General features: G+C 56.7%; 20 protein-coding genes. 7 read left to right on the top strand and 13 right to left on the bottom strand.

From position 1 onward, the window contains the following. Window positions 1-28 precede the first annotated feature (28 nt). From GOX45_RS17750 to GOX45_RS17765, 4 genes are all read left to right on the top strand, one after another. Window positions 29-1,111 (top strand): ABC transporter permease, encoded by a 1,083-nt coding sequence (locus GOX45_RS17750; protein WP_171102566.1) that lies wholly within the window; start codon window positions 29-31, stop codon window positions 1,109-1,111. Window position 1,112: 1 nt separating this feature from the next. After that, window positions 1,113-2,033 (top strand): ABC transporter permease, encoded by a 921-nt coding sequence (locus GOX45_RS17755; RefSeq protein WP_171102568.1) that lies wholly within the window; start codon window positions 1,113-1,115, stop codon window positions 2,031-2,033. A gap of 31 nt (window positions 2,034-2,064) precedes the next feature. Then, the gene (locus tag GOX45_RS17760) at window positions 2,065-3,138 is read left to right on the top strand and encodes a BMP family ABC transporter substrate-binding protein (protein ID WP_171102570.1); all 1,074 of its coding nucleotides are present in this window, start codon (window positions 2,065-2,067) and stop codon (window positions 3,136-3,138) included. Window positions 3,139-3,445: 307 nt separating this feature from the next. After that, complete coding sequence (locus GOX45_RS17765; RefSeq protein ID WP_256415720.1) at window positions 3,446-5,122, top strand: adenylate/guanylate cyclase domain-containing protein; 1,677 nt, start codon at window positions 3,446-3,448, stop codon at window positions 5,120-5,122. Between the two features lie 59 nt (window positions 5,123-5,181). On the opposite strand, the gene GOX45_RS17770 is transcribed toward GOX45_RS17765, so the two are convergent. The 10 genes from GOX45_RS17770 to GOX45_RS17815 form a co-directional block, all read right to left on the bottom strand. After that, on the bottom strand, window positions 5,182-5,607 hold the full coding sequence (locus GOX45_RS17770; RefSeq protein ID WP_171102574.1) for a VOC family protein: 426 nt from the start codon (window positions 5,605-5,607) through the stop codon (window positions 5,182-5,184). Next, a complete protein-coding gene (locus tag GOX45_RS17775; RefSeq protein WP_171102576.1) occupies window positions 5,597-6,328 on the bottom strand; it encodes a proteasome-type protease in 732 nt (243 codons plus the stop codon). Before GOX45_RS17775 ends, GOX45_RS17770 begins: the two co-directional genes overlap by 11 nt. 11 nt (window positions 6,329-6,339) lie before the next feature. Further along, complete coding sequence (locus GOX45_RS17780; RefSeq protein ID WP_171102578.1) at window positions 6,340-7,137, bottom strand: transglutaminase family protein; 798 nt, start codon at window positions 7,135-7,137, stop codon at window positions 6,340-6,342. A 3-nt stretch (window positions 7,138-7,140) separates the two neighbouring features. Beyond that, window positions 7,141-8,082, bottom strand: a complete 942-nt coding sequence (locus GOX45_RS17785; RefSeq protein WP_171102580.1) for an alpha-E domain-containing protein — start codon at window positions 8,080-8,082, stop codon at window positions 7,141-7,143. A 3-nt stretch (window positions 8,083-8,085) separates the two neighbouring features. Next, a complete protein-coding gene (locus GOX45_RS17790; protein WP_171102582.1) occupies window positions 8,086-9,504 on the bottom strand; it encodes a circularly permuted type 2 ATP-grasp protein in 1,419 nt (472 codons plus the stop codon). A 116-nt stretch (window positions 9,505-9,620) separates the two neighbouring features. Continuing rightward, window positions 9,621-10,463 (bottom strand): agmatinase, encoded by an 843-nt coding sequence (speB, locus tag GOX45_RS17795; RefSeq protein ID WP_171102584.1) that lies wholly within the window; start codon window positions 10,461-10,463, stop codon window positions 9,621-9,623. After that, window positions 10,460-11,629: a carboxynorspermidine decarboxylase gene (gene nspC / locus GOX45_RS17800; protein ID WP_171102586.1), complete on the bottom strand. Its 1,170-nt coding sequence runs from the start codon at window positions 11,627-11,629 to the stop codon at window positions 10,460-10,462. Before nspC ends, speB begins: the two co-directional genes overlap by 4 nt. Window positions 11,630-11,715: 86 nt before the next feature. After that, window positions 11,716-12,927, bottom strand: a complete 1,212-nt coding sequence (locus GOX45_RS17805; protein ID WP_171102588.1) for a saccharopine dehydrogenase family protein — start codon at window positions 12,925-12,927, stop codon at window positions 11,716-11,718. A 19-nt stretch (window positions 12,928-12,946) separates the two neighbouring features. Next, the gene (speA, locus tag GOX45_RS17810) at window positions 12,947-14,836 is read right to left on the bottom strand and encodes a biosynthetic arginine decarboxylase (RefSeq protein ID WP_171102590.1); all 1,890 of its coding nucleotides are present in this window, start codon (window positions 14,834-14,836) and stop codon (window positions 12,947-12,949) included. Window positions 14,837-15,102: 266 nt separating this feature from the next. Continuing rightward, the gene (locus tag GOX45_RS17815) at window positions 15,103-15,408 is read right to left on the bottom strand and encodes a YciI family protein (RefSeq protein WP_171102592.1); all 306 of its coding nucleotides are present in this window, start codon (window positions 15,406-15,408) and stop codon (window positions 15,103-15,105) included. Between the two features lie 88 nt (window positions 15,409-15,496). On the opposite strand from GOX45_RS17815, the gene GOX45_RS17820 reads away from it, so the two are divergent. From GOX45_RS17820 to GOX45_RS17830, 3 genes are all read left to right on the top strand, one after another. Beyond that, complete coding sequence (locus GOX45_RS17820; protein WP_171102595.1) at window positions 15,497-16,372, top strand: LysR family transcriptional regulator; 876 nt, start codon at window positions 15,497-15,499, stop codon at window positions 16,370-16,372. Between the two features lie 193 nt (window positions 16,373-16,565). Beyond that, window positions 16,566-18,278: an aspartate-alanine antiporter gene (aspT, locus tag GOX45_RS17825; RefSeq protein ID WP_174840402.1), complete on the top strand. Its 1,713-nt coding sequence runs from the start codon at window positions 16,566-16,568 to the stop codon at window positions 18,276-18,278. Window positions 18,279-18,292: 14 nt separating this feature from the next. Beyond that, window positions 18,293-19,882: a bifunctional aspartate transaminase/aspartate 4-decarboxylase gene (locus tag GOX45_RS17830; protein ID WP_171102597.1), complete on the top strand. Its 1,590-nt coding sequence runs from the start codon at window positions 18,293-18,295 to the stop codon at window positions 19,880-19,882. 48 nt (window positions 19,883-19,930) lie between these two features. Here GOX45_RS17830 and GOX45_RS17835 read toward each other — a convergent pair whose 3' ends face one another. The 3 genes from GOX45_RS17835 to cobT form a co-directional block, all read right to left on the bottom strand. Next, window positions 19,931-20,275: a DUF427 domain-containing protein gene (locus GOX45_RS17835; RefSeq protein ID WP_171102599.1), complete on the bottom strand. Its 345-nt coding sequence runs from the start codon at window positions 20,273-20,275 to the stop codon at window positions 19,931-19,933. A 61-nt stretch (window positions 20,276-20,336) separates the two neighbouring features. Beyond that, on the bottom strand, window positions 20,337-22,127 hold the full coding sequence (locus GOX45_RS17840; RefSeq protein WP_171102601.1) for an aminopeptidase P family protein: 1,791 nt from the start codon (window positions 22,125-22,127) through the stop codon (window positions 20,337-20,339). A 166-nt stretch (window positions 22,128-22,293) separates the two neighbouring features. Further along, complete coding sequence (gene cobT, locus GOX45_RS17845) at window positions 22,294-24,171, bottom strand: cobaltochelatase subunit CobT (protein WP_171102603.1); 1,878 nt, start codon at window positions 24,169-24,171, stop codon at window positions 22,294-22,296. Window positions 24,172-24,248 lie beyond the last annotated feature (77 nt).

The raw sequence follows: 24,248 nt of genomic DNA on the forward strand, positions 1-24,248 counted from the left end.
GAGAAGAAGCTGTGGCGGGGGTAAGCTGTTGATTGTGTTGGAGAAACGGCCACAGCCGTCCAAGATGTGGTCTTATGCGACCCCGCTGGTGGCGGTCATTGCCACGATGGTGTTCGGCGGCGTTTTGTTCGCCCTACTGGGCAAGAACCCGGTTGAAGCGATTGGTACAATCTTTTGGGAGCCTCTGTTTGGCGAGTTCGCCTTCTATTACCGCCCTCAATTGCTTGTAAAAGGCGCGCCTTTGGTACTGATCGCAATTGGCCTGTCACTTGGGTTTCGGGCTGGCATCTGGAATATCGGGGCCGAGGGGCAGTATATCATGGGCGCGATTTTCGGCGCGGCGGCGGGTCTGGCCTTTTATCCGCTTGAGGCGTGGTTCATCTTTCCGATCATGGTCATGGCCGGTGCGCTCGGCGGCTGGATTTGGGCGACAATTCCAGCGGTTTTGAAGGTTCGGTTTGGCACCAATGAAATCCTTGTCTCGCTGATGCTGGTCTATGTGGCCGAGCAGATGCTGGCCTCGGTTTCGCTGGGCTTGCTGAAGAACCCCGAAGGGTTCGGCTTTCCCGGCTCGCGCAACCTGCAACAGTATGAAAGCGCTTACAATGCTGAGTTGATCGCGGGATCAGGGATGCATTGGGGTGTCGTAACGGCACTGATTGCAGTGATCTTTGCCTATGTGCTGCTAAACCGTCACATGCTGGGCTTTCACATACGTTTAACCGGCGAGGCCCCGAGGGCGGCAAGGTTTGCGGGTGTAAATCCGGCGCGGCTGGTCCTGTTCTGTCTGGGCCTGTCGGGTGCTTTGGCCGGGCTGGCGGGGATGTTCGAGGTTTCGGGGCCATCCGGCGTGGTCAGCATCGATTTTAACGTCGGCTATGGCTTCACGGCCATTATCGTGGCTTTCCTGGGCCGCTTGCATCCGGTGGGCATCCTGTTGGCGGGTGGCCTGATGGCGTTGACCTATATCGGCGGCGAAATCGCGCAATCTCAGCTGGGCCTGCCCGCCGCCGCCATTCAGGTGTTTCAGGGGATGTTGTTGTTCTTCCTGCTGGCCTTTGACCTTTTGACCAACTACCGCATCCGTGCGGCCCGTAGCGAGGTGGCGTGATATGGATCTTGGTGAAATCAATCCCGTCCTATTGATCGCCTCGCTAATGGTGGCGGCAACACCGCTGCTGCTGGCTGCCATCGGAGAGTTGGTCGTCGAAAAAGCCGGCGTTCTGAACCTGGGTGTCGAGGGGATGATGATCGTGGGCGCGATCAGCGGCTTTGCGATTTCGGTCGAGACCGGCTCACCCTGGCTGGGCTTCATTGCCGCAGCAATTGGTGGTGCGGTGCTGTCGCTGTTGTTTGTGCTGCTGACGCAAGTGGCGCTGGCCAATCAGGTGGCGAGCGGTCTGGCGCTGACACTGTTCGGGCTGGGGTTCAGTGCGCTGATGGGGCAAGGCTATGTGGGCATCAAACCGCCCGATATGGCCGATATCCATATTCCGGTGATCAGTGATATCCCGGTGATCGGCCCCATCCTGTTTCAACACGACCCGATCTTGTATCTGGGCATCGCGCTGACGGCCGCCGTCTGGGCCACGCTGAAATACACGCGTGTCGGGCTGATCCTGCGCGCTGTGGGCGAAAACCACGATGCGGCGCATGCGTTGGGCTACAAAGTCATCAAGATCCGCATCATGGCGATCTTGTTCGGCGGGGCCTGCGCGGGGCTGGGCGGGGCCTATATCAGCCTGATCCGTGTGCCACAGTGGACCGAGGGCATGACCGCCGGTGTGGGCTGGATTGCGCTGGCCCTGGTCGTGTTTGCCAGTTGGAAGCCATGGCGAGCCCTGCTGGGTGCCTATTTGTTTGGCGGTATCACGGTATTGCAACTGAATCTGCAGGCGGCAGGCGTTGCCATTCCCGTCGAGTATCTGGCAATGTCGCCCTATATCATCACGATCCTTGTGCTTGTGATCCTTTCGGCTGACAAGAGCAGCGCACCTGCCTCACTGGGCCGAACCTTCCATGCCTCACACTAGGGGCCAAATGAACCAACTTGGGGAGTAACACATGAAATTCACCACTCTATTGGCAAGCGCCGCCATGGCGCTTGGTCTGGCGACAAGCGCCATGGCCGAAGACAAAACAAAGGTCGGCTTTGTCTATGTCGGCCCCGTGGGCGACGGCGGCTGGACCTATGAACATGACAAGGGCCGTCTGGCCGTTGAAGAGCATTTCGGCGACAAGGTCGAAACCGTGTTTGTTGAATCGGTGCCCGAGGGGCCCGACGCTGAACGCGTGATGACCCAAATGGCGCTCGACGGCGCGGATCTGATCTTTACCACGTCGTTCGGTTATATGGACCCGACAATCAATGTCGCCAAGAAGTTCCCGAATGTGAAATTCGAACACGCAACCGGATACAAGACCGCCGACAACGTTTCGGTCTATTCCGCCCGTTTCTATGAGGGTCGCGCCGTTCAGGGGCATATCGCGGGCAAGATGACCGAGTCCAACATCATCGGCTATATCGGCTCTTACCCGATCCCCGAAGTGATCCGTGGCATCAATTCGGCCTATCTGCACGCCAAGGCCGTCAACCCGGATGTCGAGTTCAAGATCGTCTGGGCCTATACTTGGTTTGATCCGGCAAAAGAGGCGGATGCGGCCACCGTTCTGATCGAACAGGGCGCGGACGTTATCCTGCAACATACCGACTCGACCGCGCCGCAAGCTGCTGCGCAAGAGGCGGGCAATGTTGTGACCTTTGGCCAAGCCTCGGACATGAGCGAGTACGCACCCTTCCCGCGCGTCTCCTCGATCATCGACAACTGGGCACCCTACTACATCGCCCGCACCCAGGCCGTCATGGACGGATCGTGGGAGACGGTGAACACCTGGGACGGTATCCGCGAAGGCATGGTTGAAATCGGCGAGATCTCGGACCGCGTTCCTGCCGATGTCAAAGAAGAGGCGCTGGCCATGAAAGCGGCCATGGCCGCGGGCGAATACCATCCCTTTACCGGACCGATCAACAAACAGGACGGAAGCGTTTGGCTGGCAGAAGGCGAAGTGGCGGATGACGGCACCCTGGCCGGTATGAACTTCTATGTAGAAGGCCTTGAGGGCGAAATTCCTCAGTAAGCCGATCATCAAACGAGATCAGGCCCGCTGTGATCGGCGGGCCTTTTTTGTTTGGACATCTATCGTCTGTTTGACACTGCCTTGCGCTAGCTGGCCCACCTTCAACATGTATTGATGAGTGCGAGCCTGCCCAAAACGTTTCAAAGAAACATCGCGCCCAATGGGCTTTGCGCGCTGAAGAGATTGCTCGAGTTAACTCTTCAGATGTTTCCTCGCAATTGTTTCGCCAATGGATTTCCGACAAGCGTTTCGTTAGCTTCAACTGTGTATAGGAGCAGAAATGGCGCGACGGCTAGCAGCGATACTAATGGCAGACGTGGTCGAATATTCGCGTCTGATGCGAGAGGATGAGACCGGCACTCTGGCAGCGTTGCAGCAGTTTTGGGCTGAAATTTTTGATCCGATCGTCGCCGAGCGAAGGGGACGGATCGTAAAGAAAATGGGCGACGGTGCGCTCTTGGAGTTTTCCAGTGTGGTTGATGCCGTCGAGGCGGCGCTCAAGATACAACGGCGAAACATCGAGGTGAATGGTAAGATCCGACTTCGGATCGGCGTCAATCTTGGTGACATCATAATCGATGATGATGACATTTTTGGTGACGGCGTGAACGTAGCTGCCCGGCTCGAAGCTTTGGCCGAGCCCGACGGAATTTGCATATCGTTGCTGGTACACGAAAGTGTGGGAAACAGGGTCGAAGCGAGTTTCGTCGATGCCGGTGAGCACGACATAAAGGGGCTGGAGCGCCCAATCCGGGTTTTTCGCTGGCCTGAAAAAGGAGCGGTACAGGCAAAGCAGGATAAGCCATCTATCGCGATCTTACCGTTCGAGAACCTGTCGAGTGACCCGGATGACGAATACTTTTCCCAGGGTGTTGCGGATGACATCGCTACCGACTTGTCCAAAATTTCAGGTCTCTTTGTTGTGGCCCGTAACGCGACCCGAGAATACAAAAACCGATCCCAATCCGTTGGGGAAGCAGCGGTTGAACTGGGCGTTCGCTACATTCTTCAAGGAACTGTTCGCAGGGGAAGCGGTCGCGTGCGTGTGAACGCCAGTCTGATCGATACAGACAATTCAATCCAACTTTGGGCTGACCGTTTTGACGGCGATTTGGCGGAAGTCTTTGAGTTTCAAGATCGTATCGCCGAAAGCATTGTTGCCACATTGGCCGTCACTCTTACTCAGGCAGAGCAAGATCGTGCGTTCCGAAAAGAGGTCAAAAGCTTGAAGGCTTACGACTATGTGTTGCAAGGCAATGCTTTTCATGCGCGCAGCACCAAGATCGACAACGCCAAAGCGATGGAACACTATTCCCGCGCCATCGAACTGGATCCCGAATATGCACCAGCACATGCAGGGCTCGCATGGGCCTTGGTGCACGACGCCAACCAACGGTGGGGGTCTGATCCCAAGGTCTCGCTTGATCTGGCTTTGAAGCATGCAAAACGTGCGGTGCAGTTAGACGTCAGCCTGGGCAAGGCTCATATGGTTCTTGGGGACGTTTATTGCTGGACAAAACGGCACTCGCTTGCGGTTGCAGAAGGGCGAAAAGCTGTCGAATTGGAACCCAGTAACGCCGACGCTCATTTTGCTTTGGGTTACTATCTCATAGCGGCCGGCGCGAGCGAAGAGGCCGTTAAAGAAGCGCAACTCGCTTTGCGATATAACCCGGTATTTGCCATGGGTTTCTATTACGAAGTGTTGGGAACGGCACTATACCTCACCAAGAGCTACGACGCTGCTATCGCGGCGCTTGAAGAGGGACTGGGAAAATATCCGGATCATGACGGGTTGCACCAGCTATTATCAGCCACCTACGCGAAGCTAGATGTTTTGGACGCAGCTCGTATGCATTCGCAAGAGTATCTTAGACTGAGACCAGAAGACTCACTTACGAAAATCTCTGAACGGCTTCCTTACAAAAACAAGAGTGACCTGGAACATCTCATAGACGGTTTGCGTCTGGCTGGCTTGCCAGAATGATCTTATCTGACCCTAGTGGCACCGAAAACAGCGTCGAAAACCGACAAGTAGAGCCCGCATCACATCATTGTCGAGACCTGTTGGTGAACCTCAATGATGTTGCCTTCGGGGTCGTGAAAGAACACCTGATGCCATTCCTTGGAAAACGTCGTGCCGTAGTCGGAATAGGCGATGCCCTTTTCGTCAAGCATCTTGAGGAACCCTTTTAGATCATCGGTGCGAAAGGCGATGTGGCCGCGTTCAACGGGGTTGATGACGTGTCCGTTTTTGAAGGCTACACCAAAGTCGCGCTCGGCTAGATGCATCTGCATATGGCCATCGGTGGCAAACCGGATGTTGCCATCATAGCCCTTATCTTCATTGGCCTCGGATCGGGGGAAATTCTGCTGTGGGATGTCATCAAGACCCAACACATTCGTATAGAAGTCGTGCAAGCGGTCAACATCATCGGCCACGAAGTTTATGTGGTGAAATTCAAGTTTCATATTCGGGCAACTTGGACAGGGCCGATTTCAAAGCGTCTCCCCACCCATCCGAGATTGTTCGGAAATAGGGGTCGTCGGCCTCAAACCGGGATTTCTCACCAGCTTCAAAACTGTCTTCGGTGTAAAGCAGCAAGTCCAGCGGGGCACCAACCGACAGATTGGCCTTGATCGTCGAATCAAAACTGACCAGCAACAGTTTCACCGTTTCGGGAAAGCTCATATTAGGGTCGTAGGCGCGCACCAGTATGGGGCGGCCGTATTTGGTCTCGCCGATCTGAAAGAACGGTGTATCGTCGCCTGCTTCGATGAAGTTTCCTTCGGGATAGATCAAGAAAAGACGCGATTCCCCGCCTTTGATCTGACCACCCAGAATAAGGGTGGCATGGAAGGCGCTGTCAGCCTCTTGGCCCGACCGCCCGTGTTGTTCGATGACGTCGTTCAGTGTTTCGGCGACAATCTGCGCGACCTGGAACATCGTTGGCGCTTCAAGGATCGAAGGGGACCGATCTGCCGGGGCTTTGGTGCGTTCTTCGAGCAGGCTGATGGTTGCTTGCGTCGTCGCCAGATTGCCTGCGGTCAAAATGGTGATCGCCCGTTCACCCTCGACCGTCCAATTGAACATTTTGTTGAAGGTAGAGACGTTGTCGACCCCCGCATTCGTGCGCGTATCGGACATGAACACCAATCCGCGCTTCAAACGCATCCCCACTGCGTAGGTCATCTAAGTCTCCGTCACTGCTGTGCAACTTGCAACTGAACACTCAGTTGCTCGGCCGCATGCCCAAGCCTGCTGCCTACTACCGGGGCCGCCTGCATATAGTCCAGCCCTGTCGCAACGCGCACATAGCGATTGTCGGGCGATATGCCGTTCGAGACGTCGAACCCGACCCAGCCCAGCCCGTCCAGATGAACCTCGGCCCAGGCATGGGTGGCATCCTGAAGCTCGGTCTCGTTCATCATCAGATAGCCCGAAACATAGCGTGCGGGCCGCCCCATGTGACGGGCACAGGTGATGAAGATGTGGGTATGGTCCTGGCAGACGCCGCACCCAGCTTCGATGGCGTCCTCGGCGCTCCAGTCCGGGCTCGAACTGCCGATCTTGTAGGTCACCGCCTGCCGGATTGCCTCGGAAAGCGCGTGCATCTGCTCCAAGGGTTCGAGCTTGGGCAGCGAGCGGACCAGTTCCATACAGCCCCGACCCGGCTTGGTCTGTGTGGTGCCGCGTTGAAACAGCCAAAGGGGCGTTGATCCTTCGTGACGTCCCAGAACACCATGAGTATCCTCGACGTCGACCACGCCTTCCGAGATCAACACAACAGTCTGCGTGTTGGGTTCAAAGCTGATCAATTCAACCGTGTTGCGGTGATAGTCTTCAAAGCTCAGCTCTTTTCGACCACCTTCGATCTCGGTGGTCCAGTTGATGATCTGCTGATTGCGAAAGGATTTCGGCGTCTTTCTCAGCTGCTGCAGCCCAAACGGCACCGGCGCGTCAAAATCATATCGGGTTTCATGTTTGATCCGTAGTTTCATGGCTTACTCATAGAACCGATAGTCAATTTCGATCTGCCGACTTAACTGATTGAGATCCCTCAGAAAGTCCTCGATATATTCATGCAGGCCAGCCTCAAAAATATTCGCGATGCTTCTGTCGAGATACGTGTCGAATAACGTGTTCGAGGCTTCGCAAGAAGACCCGGCGAAACCATAGTCCTTTTTCAGATAGGCCAGGTTTTCCTGAATCTTGCGGCAACAGAAATGCAGGCTTCGCGGCATACGCTGATCGAGGATCAGAAACTGCGCGATATCGGAGGGCGTTGTCTTTTGTCCATGGGTAATGCGGTAACCGCCACCCGCGCCCACCGAGCGCAGAATGCTCTCCCATTGGATATTGTCCAACGATGAGCCAACCGAAAACGCGGTGGGCAGCAGGACATAGTACTTTACGTCCAAGATCCGGCCCGTATTGTCCGCGCGTTCGACAAAGGTGCCGATGCGCGTGAAGTCGAACATGTCATTGCGCAGCATGGTGCCCAGGTTCGCGCCGCGCACCAAAGCCGCCTGATGGCGGATCATTTCCAGCACGCCAGGCAAATCGCGTTCACTGACACGGCGTTTCATGGTGGCATCGACCCGCATCCAGGTGGCGTTTACCGCGCTCCAGACATCATGGGTCAGCGCTGTCCGTACAAGTCGCGCATTGTCGCGCGCCTGTTTGATCACCGACCGGATTGACGAGGTGTTTTCCATGTCCCGCAACACCCAATCGATGGCGTTGTCTTTGGTGACCTCATCATATTTGCTCAGATATCCGTCCAGCACGCCCGTGGTCTTCAACACCGAAGCCCATTCCTCGACCGAGTTATGGGTTCGGGTCAAAGCCATTCGCTGACCAGTTTCCAACAGCCTTGCGGAGTTTTCTGCGCGTTCCAGATATCGCGCCATCCAGAACAATCCGCCTGCGGTTTTTCCCAACATGGCCTAGTCCTCCAGAACCCAGGTGTCTTTGGTTCCGCCACCTTGGCTGGAATTCACAACCAGAGAGCCTTTCTTCAGCGCCACACGCGTCAGGCCACCCGGCGTGATTTTTACACCTTCTGGTGACACCAGCACAAAGGGCCGCAAGTCCACGTGGCGCGGGGCAAGCCCGGAACGGGCGAAAATCGGAACGGTAGACAGGGACAAGGTCGGCTGTGCGATGTAATTCCCCGGGCGCGCTTTTAGCTTGGCCCGGAAGGCCGCAATTTCCTTTTTGCTGGCGGTGGGTCCGATCAACATCCCGTACCCGCCCGATCCGTGCACCTCTTTCACCACGAGGTCAGAAAGGTTGTCCAAGACGTAAGCCAAAGAGTCCGGATCGCTACAGCGCCAGGTCGGGACGTTCTGCAACAATGGCTTTTCGCCGGTATAGAACTCCACGATTTCAGGCATGTAGGAATAGATAGCCTTGTCATCGGCGATCCCCGTCCCCGGCGCGTTTGCTATCGTAATGCCTCCGGCGCGATAGACGTCCATGATACCGGGCACACCCAGCGCACTGCTGGGATCAAAATTCAACGGATCAAGGAAGTCGTCATCCACCCTGCGATAGAGCACGTCAATCGGTTTGTAGCCCCGCGTGGTTCGCATACAGACGCGACCATCCACCACGCGCAGGTCATGACCTTCAACAAGTTCAACGGCCATCTGATCGGCAAGAAACGCGTGTTCGTAATAGGCCGAATTGTATATGCCCGGCGTCAACACGGCCACGGTTGGTTCACCTTCGGCGCACGCCGGTGCGCAAGCCGCAAGTGACCGCCGCAGGTTGCGCGGGTAATCCGAGACGTTCCGCACATTGGTCGCGCTAAACAGTTCGGGGAACATCTTGAGCATGGTTTCCCGGTTTTCCAGCATATAGCTGACACCGGAGGGCGTGCGCGCATTGTCTTCCAGCACGAAGAACTCGTCAGGCCCGGTCCGCACCAAATCGATCCCAACGATATGCGTGTAGACCTGACCCGGAGGGGCAACACCCAGCATCTGAGGTAGAAACGCCTCGTTGGACGCAATCATTTCGGCCGGAACACGCCCTGCCCGCACGATTTCCTGTCGATGATAGATGTCATAGAGGAAGGCATTGATTGCCCGCACCCGCTGTTCGATGCCGCGTTCCAGGCGCTGCCATTCCCGGCCCGAGATCACGCGTGGAACGATGTCGAAGGGAATTAATCGTTCTTCGGCTTCGGCCTTGCCATAAACGTTAAAGGTAATACCCGTAAGCCGGAAAACCTCTTCCGCTTCGCGCTGTTTCGCCCGCAGCCGCGAGGCATCTTCCGCATTGAACCACCGACCGATTTCTTCGTAGGGCCCCCGAAGCGTCCCCTCGCCGGTGAACATCTCATCAAAATATTCACTCATAGAGTCAGTTTGACGAACGCACCGAGGTTTGCAAGAGGGACAATCTTAGGAAAGTCGCTACCTTGGGCGACGTGACTATTTTTCGGGCACCGCCCAAAACCAAGGGGACCGGCCATTCAGCACGCTGCCATAAGCCGGTACACGATCTGAGCAGCGGTGAAATCCCAAGCGGCGTCGCCATTTGGGGCCAGTTCGACCACATCGAACCCAACACATTGCCGCCCCTGCAACGCGTTCTCAACCAAATGCAGCGCCTGATAGAACGACAATCCGCCGGGGACAGGCGTGCCGGTTGCAGGCATCTGGCTGGGGTCCAGACCGTCAACATCAAAACTGACATAGACCTTTTGCGGGAAATCCTTGGGCAGCGTGACCGAGTGGATATTGCCGGTCACCAGCTCTTCGGCGTCCAAGTGAAAGACGTTGTTCGCGACACGGCTTTCCGCCTCTTGCGGGCAGAGCGCACGGACACCGAATTGTGCAAGGCGTATGCCTTGCTGGGTGAGCAGGTGCATGACCGAAGCATGGGAATGGACCTCACCCTGATACGCAATCCGCAGGTCTGCATGAGCGTCTATCTGCACGATGCCGATAGGTTCATCCAAAGCCCGCGCAACGCCTGAAACGGCGCCATAGCTCAGCGAATGCTCACCACCCAAAGCCACCGGGATTTGGCCGGCTCTAACAACGGCTTCGGTTTTGGCCGCGATACGCTCCATGACCTCGGGCAAAGGTCCGTCGCAGGCGACGGCGTCATGAGTGAATATGCCCGCAGCACAAGGCTCAATCCCCTTGCACAAACGCTCCAGTTCGTTCGACGCTTCAATGATGGCCGATGGCCCCACCTGGGTGCCAGACCCATATGACACGGTGCGCTCCAACGGCACAGGAATGACGTGAAAGCGAGCGCTTTGCTGTCGTTCGCTTTCGGACAATTCGCTGTCTAGAAAAATGCTCATGATAGCCGGTCCTTGAAGTCGTCATAGCCGAACTGCCTAACGATTTTCAGTTCATCCGTTTCGCTGTTCCACAGCGCAATCGTCGGCAAGGGTACGCCGTTGAACGTATTGGTCTTGACCATCGAATAATGCGCCTGATCAAGGAAAGCAAAGCGTTGCCCGATTTCCAGCGGCCTGTTCCACGTGTAGTCCCCGATCACGTCGCCCGCCAGACAGGACGGCCCACCCAGACGGTACGTATGGCCTGCTTTGGCCTCATCCATCAGCGCAGGGCGGTAAGGTGCTTCGATCACATCGGGCATATGACAGGTGGCCGAGATATCAGTAATGGCGAGGTTCATGCCATTCAGCGGCAGGTCGAGGATTTCACCCACCAGAATACCTGCGTCCAGCGCCACGGCTTCGCCGGGTTCGAGATAGACATCGACACCATAGGTTTCTCGGATGGAAATGATAAAGGCGACCAACCCGTCCCGGTCATAGTCATCGCGGGTGATGTGATGGCCGCCACCAAAGTTCAGCCATTTCAGCTGGCCCAGATAGGGTTTGAGTTTGGGCTCAACTGCCGCCCAGGTTCGCTGTAGTGGCGCGAAGCCCTGTTCGCAGAGCGTATGCATATGCAGCCCGTCGACACCTTGCAGAATGTCCGGGCCTAATTGGCTGACCGGAGTGCCCAAGCGCGAGCACGGAGCACAGGGGTCGTATTTAGGGATTTCGCCCTCGGAATGTTCGGGATTGATCCGCAGCCCAACCTGAACGCCTGCGGCCTGTGCTTTGGCCCGAAAACGGTCCTTTTGCGCCGGAGAGTTGAAGATCACGTGGTCAGAGAGCGACAGGATTTCGTCAATATCGCCGTCTTTGTACCCCGCGCAAAACGTGGCGACCTCGCCGCCATATTCCTCGCGGCCCAGACGCGCCTCATAGATGCCGCTGGCACAGGTGCCGTCGAGGTGTTGACGCACCAGCGGGGCCAGCGCGAACATGGAAAACGCCTTGAGCGCGCTGAGGACATGCGCGCCGGAACGGTTGCCGATATCGGCCAGTATCATCAAGTTACTCTCAACCGCCTTTTCGTCGACCACGAAACAAGGGGATGGGACGCGAGCAAGGTCGAATTCGCGGAAGGCGCCGGCATCTCCGGCTCGGGTGGTCATCATATCGGACATGTCAGGCGTCTCCGCTGCTTGGAGAAGCCGGGGGGCGCTGCCCCCCGGACCCCCCGAGGTATTTTTGAACAGAAGAAGTTCTGGAGTTAGAAATCGACGGGACCGTCGAGTTCATGAACCTGCCAGGGCAAACCGTGGGTGTTGAGCATATCCATGAAATCATCAGGGTCGAGCTGTTCCATGTTCCAAACGCCGGGATCACGCCAATTGCCTTTCAGCACCTGCGCCGCGCCGATCATGGCGGGAACACCGGTGGTGTAGCTGACGGCCTGGCTGCCGACTTCGGCATAACATTCCTCGTGATCGCATATGTTATAGATATAGAAGGTCTTTTCGCCCGAGCCGTCCTTGGCCTGACCCGTAGCGATATCGCCGATGCAGGCTTTGCCTTTGGTTTCGGCCCCCAGATCGCCGGGATCGGGCAGTAGGGTTTTCAGAAACTGGATCGGTATGATTTCCTTACCGTCATGCATGACCGGGTCGATCCGCGTCATGCCGACATTCTGCAGCACCTTGGCATGGGTGATATAGGCGTCGCCGAAGGTCATCCAGAACCGGGCGCGCTCGATCTCGGGGAAGTGGGTCGAAAGCGATTCCAACTCCTCGTGATACATCAGGTACATGTTCTTGGGACCGATGGCGGGGAAGTCGAATTCGACCTTGTGGGTCATTGCCGGGCTGTGGTGCCATTTGCCCCCTTCCCAGTGGCGCACCTCGGCCAGCACTTCACGCAGGTTGATCTCGGGGTTGAAGTTGGTGGCAAACTCCTGATCGTTCGAGCCGCCATTGGCGTCCAGCACGTCGATCTGGCGGATTGTTTCAAGCTTGTGTTTCTTGAGCCATTTGGCGAAGACGGATGTAACCCCGGGATCAAAGCCGGACCCCAAAATGGCCGTCAGACCAAGCTCTTCGAATTTTTCCTGATAAGCCCATTGCCAGTGGTATTCGAACTTGGCCTCATCTTCGGGCTCGTAGTTCGCGGTGTCGAGATAGTGACACCCGGCCTCAAGGCAGGCGTCCATCAGCACCAGATCCTGATAGGGCAGCGCCAGGTTCACAAGGATCTCGGCCCCGGTTTTGCGGATCAGCGCCACCGTATCTTCGACCTTGTAGGCATCCAGTTCAGCGGTTGCGATATCGACGCCGACACGTTCCTTGACCGATTTGGCAATCGCGTCGCATTTCGATTTGGTGCGGCTGGCCAAAGTGATTTCGGTAAAGATGTCCGAATTCATCGCCATCTTGTGCACGGCGGCGTGGCTGACCCCTCCAGCCCCTACGACAAGTGTCTTTCCCAAAGTCTTCTCCTTACCGAGCTCATTCAAAATAGGTATAGCCATTCATCGAGTCGCGATACGCCCCGATCAGAGTTTTCCGTTCATTGGCCTGGATCGCACCGGCCGAGATGGCTTCATCCACGATTTTGCGGAAGGCGGCGACGCAATCGGCTGGGTCATATTCGACGTAGGACAGGACCTGAGCGATGGTGTCGCCCTCTTGTTCGTGCAGCAGGTCGAACTTGCCATCCGGGCGCAGGTCGATTGTCACCACATTCGTGTCGCCAAACAGGTTGTGCAGATCACCAAGGGTTTCCTGATAGGCCCCCACAAAGAACACGCCCAGGTAATAGGGCTGATCTTCGGGCAGTGAGTGCACCGGAAGAGACGGCGCGATATCCCCGGCCAGTATAAACTGATCCATTTTTCCATCACTGTCACAGGTGATATCGGACAGCACCGCGCGCCTGTCTGGCGTTTGGTTCAGCATTTGCAACGGCACAATCGGGTGCAGTTGATCGATGGCCCAGACATCCGGGAGAGACTGAAAGACCGAAAAGTTGCAGTGGTAGACATCAGCGATTTTTTGCAGTTCGCGGTCCAGCTCGGCGTTTTGCGGGTTTCCCTGCGCGATATCCTTGATCCGGGCCATCAGGTTCAGATAGATGCGTTCGGCTCGGGCCATTTGACGTATATCGACATAGCCGCGCCGGAACAGGGCGCGCAGCTCGTCCCTATAAAACCGGGCGTCGTTCCAGCATTCTTGCGCCCGATCTTCAACCAGATAGCCCGATACGGCAGCAAGGTCCGAAACCAGATGGTGATCATCGGGTTCGACCGAAGGTGCATCTGGCGCATCGTAAAGCGTGCTTTCCAGAACGTCGAAGATCAGCATCGACGAGGTCGCCGAGACCGCCCGCCCGCTTTCGGTGACCAGAACAGGGTGATCGATCCCGGCCTCGTCCATCGCGTAAGCCACGGTTTCTACGATATTGGCGCAGTATTCAGCCACCGAATAGTTGATCGAATTCTCGGTTGCGCGTTGCTCACCGGTGTAGTCCACACCCAAACCACCCCCAAGGTCCAGATGGGTCAGTGGTACACCGTCGCTGGTAAGCTCGGTGAAATAGCGGCAGGCCTCGGTGACCGCGCGGCGCACATCGTTGACGTCTGGAACCTGGCTGCCCAGATGCGAATGCTGGAGCTTGAGGCAGTGCAACAGGTTTGCACCGCGCAGACGGTCGACGACGCGCAGCAGTTGATCGGTGTTCATGCCGAACGCAGACCGATCCCCCGAACTGCTTTGCCACTTGCCGCTGATCTGGTTGGTCAGCTTGACCCGAACGCCCAAAAGCGGATCGATGTTCAGCTCTTGCGCCACTTCGACCACAATCTCGGCCTCTTTGGGGCTTTCCAGGACGATGACCGTATTGAACCCCAACCGACGCGACAGGACTGCCAAACGCACGAATTCGGCATCTTTCACCCCGTTGCACACGATCAGCGCGTCCTTGGCCAAACGGTGTGCCAAGGCGATTACCAGTTCGGGTTTTGACCCGGCTTCCAACCCATAATCATACTGCCGCCCGAAGGCGACGATCCGGTCAACCACCTGTGCTTGCTGGTTCACCTTGATCGGGAAAACGCCGCGATACGGGGCCTTGTAATTCGACTTTGCGATTGCTGCGGCGAAGCTTTCGTTCAGATGACGGATTTCAGCCTCAAGAAAGCTTTTGACCCGCAGAACCATCGGGCTGGCAATGCCGCGCTGTCGCAAGTCGTCCAGAATACCGGGCAGACTGATCAGCGCCGCCTGAGGGTGCGCCGGGTCCTTCAGCGCCACATCCCCATTGGGCAGTACAGACAGCAGATCTTTGCCCCAACGGTCGATACCGTAAACAGAGTCGGAAACGGGCTGTTCAGCGGACATGGGAACATACCTTTTTAAGTATTGAGGTGAGGATAGAAGTTTCGACGCGACAGAGGAATAGCGCGGTTCTAGGCGGGCTCTATCTGTCCAGCATTCAGAAGATGATGCCACATCATCAACGTACTCCAATACCCAAAGGCGGCCCAGAATCGTACGACCCGCACGCGCATCGTATCTGATTTTCGCAGGCTAAAATCAACATGTGAAACTCGGCATAAAGCGCGGTCATTGCATTAGGGTGCTTGTGCGCCGAGCCCATGGTGGCCCTATGTTTCTTTGAACCGGCTTACGCAGCCCGCGAACACTTGGGTCCACGGGATGATTACGTAGGACTGACGCAGACCCGTCGGCCAAAACGGGTCCTCGTGCACAAGCTTTTCGATCTCGGCTTGAGAATCGGCTTCCAAGATCCACAGGCCGTCGCGGCCTTTGTTTTCGGGGTCGGCCAATGGTCCCGCTGCCTCGACCTTGCCCTTGTTCTGTTCCAGAAAGGCCAGGTGCCGGGACATATGAGTTTTGCGGATGTTCGGGTCAGAGTCAGGGTTATCCTCGAAAAGTATGATGTATTTCATAGCTCATTTCCTTGGTTTGGTGCGCACAATGCATCGCACGGCAAACTTGAAGATTGAGGTGCAAATTTTGCCGACCTAATCTGCATTTATGCAGCCTCATGATTGGAACGATCTCAAATACGCCCTGGCCCTCTTTCGTACGGGAAAACTGAAAGAGGCGAGCCGATTGCTGGGCGTAAGCGAAACAACCGTATCCAGAAGGATCAAGGCGCTTGAACTCAGTCTGGGTACCTCTCTTTTTCTGCGCAGCCCACAAGGTCGCTATGAACCCACGGATAGTGCACTGGCGATCCTGCCTCGGGCAGAGGCAATCGAGTGCGAAAATTTGGCCCTAAGCGAAAGCATCGGACAAAAGCCGCATCAGATCGTCGGGCAAGTACGCGTCAGTTCGGTGCCTTTGATCGTCAATCGTTTTCTGGTGCCCAAGCTTCGGCCGTTGTTGCAAACCCATCCCCTCTTGACGGTCGAACTGGTTCCGACGTCAGAGAACCTTGACCTTTCAAAGCGTGAAGCCGATCTTGCGGTCCGCCTTGGGCGTCCTTCAAGCGGGGGTTTGCGCACAAAGGCTCAGAAACTCGGCACACTGGATTTTGGGGCATATTCGGCAAGTTCGTACCCCGCTGAGCATGCCGATACACAATGCTGGATCACCTATGATGATGTTCATGCCAAACTCCCACAGGCGCGCTGGCTTGAAGCTCATGTTCTGGATCCAGAAAGGAAGCGGTCCAACCTGAGGGTTGCTGATGCGGAAACCGCGCTAGAAGCTGTGGCCAAAGATCTGGGCACATCACTTCTTCCGGACGCCATCGCTGCGCATGACCCAAGATTGAAACGCCTTTCCGGTGACAAACTGACAAACCTTCCGACGCGTGAAGTTTGGCTGTTGTCTCATATCGATCAGTCTTCGCGCAGATCGGTTGTTGCCGTCAAAGAATGGTTGGCAAACCTTCCCTGGGTTTGAACAATTTACCAGGCAAGTCGCTCAGACTTGGTTTGTGCCAGTCCGAAGCACACTCAAAATCGCTGGCGCGCGCGTCACGTTGTGCTTGCGCGCTGCGTATATAAGCCGAGACGACCCAAAGATGGGCTTGTTTTGTAACCTGAAAGTGGCTGTAATAACCCAATAGTTGAATTTGTATTTGATAGGGTTGCCCATGATTGATGCTGTTGAACATCTTTTCACAGTTGCACCGTTTGCAGCCCTTTTTGTGACGATCGCCTTAGGGTTCTTGGTTGGAAAGCTAACAATTGGCCGCTTTGTCCTGGGTGGGATCGCAGGCACTTTGCTGGTCGGTGTTGTCATAGGGCAGTTTGGCGTCGAACTGGATGCCAGTGTCAAAACCGTTTTCTTTGCGCTCTTTATCTACGCGGTTGGTTATCAGGGCGGGCCTCAATTTGCCCATGCGTTGAACTTGCGTTCGTTGAACCAGCTTGCTTCGGCATTTGTCATGTGTGTTGCGGGTCTGGCCTGTGTGATCATTGCCGCTTTGGTCTTCAATCTTGACCGGGGAACCGCTGCGGGGCTGGCAGCAGGAGGTCTAACGCAGTCAGCGATCATCGGAACGGCGGGGGGCGCCATTTCGAAACTGGATGTCTCGGCCGATCTGATGCGCGAGATGGAGACCAATGTCGCGGTTGGATATGCGGTGACGTATATCTTCGGCTCGCTTGGCCCAATTCTGATCGCAACATGGTTCATACCCATGATTATGAAATGGGATATTCGCGCCGAGGCTATCAAGCTGGCGGAGCAGATGTCCGGAGGGCGCACGGTTTTGGGACCCGGACAGTTCAATGCGGTCCGGGACGTAGTGACACGGTTCTTCGAGGTCAGCTCTTCAGCCTCGGTCGTTGGTAAGTCGAGGTCTGACGCCGATGGAATGATCGGTGATGCTGCGATTGAGGCAATCATTCGAGATGGAAAAGCTTTAGATCTGACAGATGCGCTTGAGATCGCCGCAGGAGATGTCATTGCAGTTTCGGGCCCTACGGCTTTGGTTCAGAAAAGTGCTCCGTCGATTGGCGAAGAGGTGATTGCACCTGCGGGTTTCGAACTGGTTCAGGAAGGCCGAGAGATCGTTTTGTCCAATCGCGCTTTGGTCGGCAAAGAGCTGCGCCAGTTGCACGACGAAATCGGGGCAGACATCCGTCATGGCGTGTTTCTGACCAGCGCGAAACGACTGGGTCACGATCTTCATATCGCGCCGAAACTGGAACTACGGCGCGGCGACGAGTTGCATTTCACGGGTGCGCCCAAGGATCTCGACCGGATCGAAAAACTGGTCGGGTACAAGATTTCGGCTGCTGCCGTGACCGATTTTGTGTTTTTCGGCCTGGGGCTGGTGATCGGCTTTTTGCTGGGTTTGATCGAATTCAAGATAGGTGGCGTGCCCGTCAGCATCGGAACCGGCGGCGGATGCCTGCTGTCCGGCCTGTTCTTTGGCTGGCTACACAGCACGCATAAACGCTTTGCGGCTTTGCCCGTTGGGGCTTCGAATTTCCTGAGGGATTTCGGGCTGGCTGTCTTTGTCGGCGTCGTTGGAATTTCAGCTGGACCGCAAGCCCTGACCACGCTCAAAGAGTCGGGGCTGACGCTGTTCTTTCTGGGCGTCTTCGTTACAATCGTGCCGCAGATCGTGGTCTTTTTCTTTTCCTATTACGTCTTGCGCATCCAGAACCCGATTGAAGCTTTGGGCTGCCTTGTCGGTGGACGCAGCGCAAACCCGGGTTTTGCGGCGCTTCTGTCCAAAGCCGGAAACGCTACACCTGTTGTGTCCTTCACGGTGACCTATGCGGTTGCAAACGTCTTTCTGACACTGTGGGGGCCGATCATTATCGGCGTCGTCACAACCAACCCGACACCATAACTCGGAGACAATCCATGAGTGATATCGATACTGCCAAGTTAGCCGCGCTCAGCCCGTTCGAGCTGAAGGACAAGCTGATCGAGATTGCCAGCTCCGATGCGGAACTGATGATGTTGAATGCGGGTCGTGGCAACCCGAATTTTCTGGCCACGCTACCCCGTCATGCCTTTCTAAAGATGGGAGAGTTCGCGTTACAGGAGGCTGAAAGGTCTTACTCCTATCTGAACAGTGGCTTTGGGGGATTGCCGGAAACTGACGGCATCGTCGGTCGGTTCGAAGCCTTTGCAAACACGCATAACGATGACAAGGGCATTGGCTTCATTCGGGCGGCCATAGCTTACGTCAAAGACCAGTTGGGATTGGACCGGGCCGCGTTTCTGTCAGAGGCCGTGGGGGCGTTCTTGGGTTCAAACTATCCAGTGCCACCGCGCATGCTGCGCCATGCCGAAGAGATAACCAAAGCCTATATCGCGCAGGAAATGTTTGGAAAGATGCCGCGACGCGGTGACTTTTCGCTGTTTGCGACCGAGGGCGGTACCGCGGCGATGACCTATATTTTCCAGACACTCAGCGTGAATGCATTGGTCAAGCCAGGGGACAAGGTTGCGCTGGCAACCCCCATCTTCTCGCCTTATCTGGAAATCCCACCGCTTCCTGGGCTGGACCTTGAAGTGGTCGATATCCGTATGGATGAGGAAGACGACTGGCAGCTTCCTCAAAGCGAGATCGACAAGCTCAAAGACCCGTTGATCAAGGTTTTCTGTGTGGTTAATCCCAGCAACCCGCCCTCAGCCAAACTGTCTGACGCATCGCTTGCGAAAATCGCGAAGCTGGTCGATACCGAACGCAAAGACCTGATCATCGTCACCGATGACGTCTACGGCACTTTCGCGGATGATTTTGTCTCGCTCTTTGCAAGCTGCCCGCGCAATACGCTGTGCGTCTATTCCTTCTCGAAGTATTTTGGTGCAACGGGATGGCGATTGGGTGTCATCGGGCTGCACGAAGACAATGCGCTGGACGACGCGCTGGCAGCGCTGCCAGAAGAAACCAAACAAATACTCGATCGCCGTTATTCATCTCTGACCACCGAGCCACGCGCGATCAGGTTCATCGACCGTCTGGTGGCAGACAGCCGCGCCGTTGCGTTGAACCACACCTCTGGACTGTCACTGCCGCAGCAGTTGCAGATGACCTTGTTTGCGCTGAACGGGCTGATGGATATCAACGGCGATTACAAGGCGGCGGCAAAACGACTGGTCCGGCATCGGTTTGATACGCTTTATGCCCATATGGGTATTTCGCTGGTCCGCACGGAAAACGATATCGCCTATTATTCCCTGATCGACCTGAAAAAGCTTGCTTCAAACCTTTATGGCGATCGGTTTTCCAAGTGGTTCGAAGACAACGACAAGGCGACCGATTTTCTGTTCCGTCTGGCCAAGGAAACGGGGGTGGTGCTGTTACCGGGCAAAGGGTTTGAGGTCTTGGACCCCTCGGCGCGTGTGTCGCTGGCGAACCTGACGGAACATGACTATGCGAGCATAGGCAGATTCACACGCCAGGTCCTGGACGAATATTTCGCAGAGTTCCAAAAAGGCTGAGGGTGGCGCCGACCAGAGGCCGGCCCAGAAAGCAGTTGGCGAATTCGCTTACAACTGTTCGACTTTGACCGAGTCGGACGGATAGAAAGCGAGGTACCCTTTGATTTCCGATACCGCATCTGAAGGGTCTTCATAGCTCCACGCAGCGTTTTCGGTCACCGAGGATTTGTTGACAATCGAATAATGCGTCGCCGTTCCCTTGGTCGAGCACTGGCTTGTCTTGTCGGTCTGGTCCAAAAAGGCCATCGCGATATCAACGCGTGGGAAATAGATTACCGGGTCGTGATCACCTTCAAGCAATTCCAGCGCGTGCAGCGTTTCCCCCAAGATAGCGCCGCCCGAGCGAACACTCCACTTACCGGTGGCTTTGCGTATTGTGATCTTATCGGTCATATTCCGTTGTCCTTTGTATTTCAGCGCTGTTCCTGTGCCTGCCAGATGTAACAACTTGGTGTCAAATCGGGGCAGTTGCGGCATCCAACCACAGTTGCGCAGCCTCACCCACCCGATGGCGCGTCTTTTGCGCGACTTCACGGTGGTAGGCGTTCAACCATTCGCGTTCGGCCCCGGTCAGCATATCGACGTTGATCAAGCGCCGGTCAATAGGAACATAAGTCAAGGTCCGCCAGTGCAGCATGGCCCTTTCGGCATCGCCTTGGGGTAAAGTGGGTGCGTTTTGGACGACCACAAGGTTTTCAATCCGAATACCAAAGGCACCCTCGCGGTAGTATCCAGGCTCGTTCGACAGGATCATTCCCGGCTCGAGCGGGACATGGCTGACCCGCGATAGCCGTTGGGGCCCTTCATGGACGCTAAGATACGCCCCAACTCCATGGCCCAAACCATGATTGAAATCCTGCCCCGCCTGCCATAACGGCGCCCGCGCCACGCATTCGATATCCCGCCCGGCCAGACCCATCGGCCAGCGCAGCATCGACATTGCAATCATGCCCTTCAGGACGCGCGTGAAACAGGCTTTCTCTTTATCACCTACCTCTCCGATCGCGATGGTCCGGGTGATGTCCGTCGTTCCGTCCAGATATTGCCCACCACTGTCGAGCACTAGAAGATGGCCGTTTTCCAGCACACAGTCCGTCTCTTCGCTGACACGGTAATGAATGATTGCCCCGTTGGGCCCGGTTCCCGAGATCGTGTCGAATGAAATGTCCTGCAATGCATTGTCTCGGCGCCGGCTTTCTTCCAGACGGGTCACCACTTGTGTCTCGGTCACGCTGCCCGGACTCTGCGCATCCAGCCAACAGAGCAGTTCGATCACGGCAGCTGCATCGCGCAAATGGGCCTGCGCGCTGCCCTCAATCTCGGCCGCGTTCTTGCAGGCCTTGGGCAAGGCACAGGGGTCGCTGCCTTTCACCAGCTTGTCGCCCAATCGGTCGGCAACGATCTGCGGTACGGTTCCAGGATCCACTTGGATCTTGCCTTGGACGCCCTCAAGCGCAGACAGAAAGGCGGCCGGCTCGTGCTGCGTGACCTGCGGGCCCAAATGCTCGTCCAGCCCCGCAAGTTTGACCGCGGACATGAACAGATCCACCCGCCCGTCGCTGTGAAGAATGGCAAAGCCGTGGGCCACGGGGTTATAGGCTATGTCCGAGCCCCTGATGTTCAGCAGCCACATAATGGAATCGGGCAAGGTGATCACCGCCGCCGCGTGCCCGTCTTTGTCCAAAACCTGCGCCAGCCGCTTGATCTTGCTTGCGGCGTCTTCCCCTGCAAATTCGATTGGATGGGGTTTCACCGGGTTCATGGGCGGTTCCGGCTGATCCTCCCAGATGCGATCCACGAGGTTTTCGCTGCGCACCAGCTCGATCCCGGTCCCTTGCAACTGCGCCTTCGTCTCGGTGATCTGACCCAGCGAATGCAGCCAAGGGTCAAAGCCCACGTTACCTCCGTTTGGCAATTGCTCTTTCAACCAGGCGCTCAGGCTGACATCCGGCCAGGGAACAGACGTGTAGCCTGCCTCCACCTGAGCCTTCACCTGTGTGCGATATCGCCCATCGACAAATACCCCCGCGATATTTCGCAGTGCGACACAGAACCCAGCCGATCCCGTGAAGCCGGTCAACCAGGCTAGACGCTCATCACGCGGAGCCACATATTCGCCCTGATGCGCGTCCGAACGCGGGATCAGAAACCCATCCAACCCATCGCGTTCCAACTCGCCACGCAAGGCCGCAAGCCTGGGCGGCCCCTGCTCTGGTCGCGCGGTCACTTCGAATGATTGGAACATGGCAGGCCTCGTTTTTAGCGGTTCACGAGAACCTGATGGGCAAACCCCCAAATGTCCAGAAGCAGTTCCCCTGAGCACTTTCAACGGAGGATGAAATCGTCGCAACGATGCGCGATGCTCGCGACCAACAGCTTCTCAAAACCAACTAAACGAAGGCAGGACGCGTCTAGCTGGCCCGCTTCATCCCCATAACACGCGCCCGTGCGCGGGGGTCGCTGTCGAACAGGGCGGCAAGCTGTTCGGTCATGGCACCGGCAAGCTGCTCGACATCGGTGATCGTCACCGCGCGGTCGTAATAGCGGGTCACATCGTGGCCAATCCCGATCGCCAGCAACTCGACCATCTTGCGTTTTTCGACCATCGCAATCACGTCACGCAGGTGTTTTTCCAGATAATTGGCTGGATTCACGCTGAGCGTTGAATCATCAACCGGCGCCCCGTCGGAGATGACCATCAGGATCTTGCGCTGTTCGCGCCGGGCCAGCATGCGACGATGGGCCCATTCCAGCGCCTCGCCGTCGATGTTTTCTTTCAGCAGACCCTCTTTCATCATCAGGCCCAGATTGGGCCGCGCGCGTCGCCATGGGGCATCAGCGCCTTTATAGATGATATGGCGCAGGTCGTTCAGACGGCCCGGTTGCTGCGGGCGGCCATCGTTCAACCAGGCCTCACGCGCTTGACCGCCTTTCCAGGCGCGCGTGGTAAAGCCCAGGATCTCGACCTTCACGTTGCAACGTTCCAGCGTCCGCGCCAAAACATCCGCACAGATCGCGGCAATAGAGATCGGACGACCGCGCATCGAGCCCGAATTGTCCAGCAGCAGAGTTACAACCGTGTCGCGGAACTCGGTATCTTTTTCGACCTTGAAGCTGAGCGGCGTGGTCGGGTTGGCCACAACACGTGCCAGACGACCGGCATCCAGAATGCCTTCTTCGCGGTCAAATTCCCACGACCGATTCTGCTGCGCCTGCAAGCGGCGTTGCAGCTTGTTGGCCAATCGGCTCACGGCACCTTTCAAAGGTTCCAGCTGTTGGTCCAGATAGGCGCGCAGCCGTTCAAGCTCGGCCGGTTCGGCCAAATCTTCGGCGGCGATTTCCTCGTCGTGAGTGTCCAGATAGACCTTGTAGTCGGGGTCGGCCTCGGATGCGGGCGGCGGCGCAGGCGGTTCCAGCGGAGCCTCGCCCTCGGGCATCTCCGCCTCATCGCCCATCTCCTCTTCGGCCATCTCATCCATCGAGACCTGGGCCTGGGATTGGTCCTGCTGCTCTTCCTGAGACTGTTCGGGGTTGGCGTCGGCGTCCTGTTCGTCTTGATCGTCCTGACCCGTGCTGTCGGGATCGGGCTGTTCTTCGGCGTCTTCTTCGGCCTGATCTTCCTGTTCTTCGTCCAGCTCATCCGGGTCGTCACCCAGTTGGTCTCCATAGCCCAGATCCTTGATCATCTGACGGGCGAATTTGGCAAACTCCGCCTGATCCGAGATCACATCGTCAAGATTTTCAAGCAGGCCACCGGCCTGTTCTTCGATAAAACCACGCCACAGGTTCATGATATTGTCTGCGGCAGGCGGCAGGTCGCGCCCTGTGGCCAAATGCCGGATCAGATAACCCGCGGCAACCGACAGGGGCGCATCGGCGGGCTGTTTGCACTGGTCATACCCGCGCCGGATCGCCTCATGCCCGATCTTGACGTCGATATTGCTGGCCGTGCCCGGCATGTCGCGTGCGCCCATCGCCTCGCATCGCGCGACTTCCATCGCCTCATAGAGATCCCGCGCCATATCCCCCGGAGGCGCATAGCGTGCATGGGTGGAATCATCGTGATACTTTCGCTGCAGCGCCAGAGCATCCGCAGTTCCCCGCGCCAGAAGAACCTCTTCTCGGGTCATCCGGCGCGACACCTGTGGCAGCCGCATGGACTCACCCGTCATGCCCGACGGATCCACCGTATAGGTCACGTTCAACTCGGGATCATCCGCCATAACCTTGGTCGCTTCGGCCAAGGCTTTCTTGAACGGATCTGCGGGGTTGTCGTTGGGCTTGTTCATCGGCTGCGGGTCCGGCGCTGTTCTTTCCGGACAACCTAGAGCCATTCAGACCCCTTGGCCATAGGGCCAGCCGCGTT

It is taken from the genome of Ruegeria sp. HKCCD7255, assembly GCF_013031565.1.
In the GTDB taxonomy this organism is placed as follows: Bacteria; Pseudomonadota; Alphaproteobacteria; order Rhodobacterales; family Rhodobacteraceae; genus Ruegeria.

Coding starts and splice junctions, on each gene's coding strand:
- speA (WP_171102590.1), bottom strand. CDS start 14,836: ATGTCCGCTGAACAGCCCGTTTCCGACTCTGTTTACGGTATCGACCGT.
- GOX45_RS17785 (WP_171102580.1), bottom strand. CDS start 8,082: ATGTTGGGAAAAACCGCAGGCGGATTGTTCTGGATGGCGCGATATCTG.
- GOX45_RS17780 (WP_171102578.1), bottom strand. CDS start 7,137: ATGAAACTACGGATCAAACATGAAACCCGATATGATTTTGACGCGCCG.
- speB (WP_171102584.1), bottom strand. CDS start 10,463: ATGAGCATTTTTCTAGACAGCGAATTGTCCGAAAGCGAACGACAGCAA.
- GOX45_RS17835 (WP_171102599.1), bottom strand. CDS start 20,275: ATGACCGATAAGATCACAATACGCAAAGCCACCGGTAAGTGGAGTGTT.
- GOX45_RS17820 (WP_171102595.1), top strand. CDS start 15,497: ATGCAGCCTCATGATTGGAACGATCTCAAATACGCCCTGGCCCTCTTT.
- GOX45_RS17775 (WP_171102576.1), bottom strand. CDS start 6,328: ATGACCTACGCAGTGGGGATGCGTTTGAAGCGCGGATTGGTGTTCATG.
- GOX45_RS17815 (WP_171102592.1), bottom strand. CDS start 15,408: ATGAAATACATCATACTTTTCGAGGATAACCCTGACTCTGACCCGAAC.
- GOX45_RS17770 (WP_171102574.1), bottom strand. CDS start 5,607: ATGAAACTTGAATTTCACCACATAAACTTCGTGGCCGATGATGTTGAC.
- aspT (WP_174840402.1), top strand. CDS start 16,566: ATGATTGATGCTGTTGAACATCTTTTCACAGTTGCACCGTTTGCAGCC.
- cobT (WP_171102603.1), bottom strand. CDS start 24,171: ATGAACAAGCCCAACGACAACCCCGCAGATCCGTTCAAGAAAGCCTTG.
- nspC (WP_171102586.1), bottom strand. CDS start 11,629: ATGTCCGATATGATGACCACCCGAGCCGGAGATGCCGGCGCCTTCCGC.
- GOX45_RS17790 (WP_171102582.1), bottom strand. CDS start 9,504: ATGAGTGAATATTTTGATGAGATGTTCACCGGCGAGGGGACGCTTCGG.
- GOX45_RS17840 (WP_171102601.1), bottom strand. CDS start 22,127: ATGTTCCAATCATTCGAAGTGACCGCGCGACCAGAGCAGGGGCCGCCC.
- GOX45_RS17755 (WP_171102568.1), top strand. CDS start 1,113: ATGGATCTTGGTGAAATCAATCCCGTCCTATTGATCGCCTCGCTAATG.
- GOX45_RS17760 (WP_171102570.1), top strand. CDS start 2,065: ATGAAATTCACCACTCTATTGGCAAGCGCCGCCATGGCGCTTGGTCTG.
- GOX45_RS17765 (WP_256415720.1), top strand. CDS start 3,446: ATGGCAGACGTGGTCGAATATTCGCGTCTGATGCGAGAGGATGAGACC.
- GOX45_RS17830 (WP_171102597.1), top strand. CDS start 18,293: ATGAGTGATATCGATACTGCCAAGTTAGCCGCGCTCAGCCCGTTCGAG.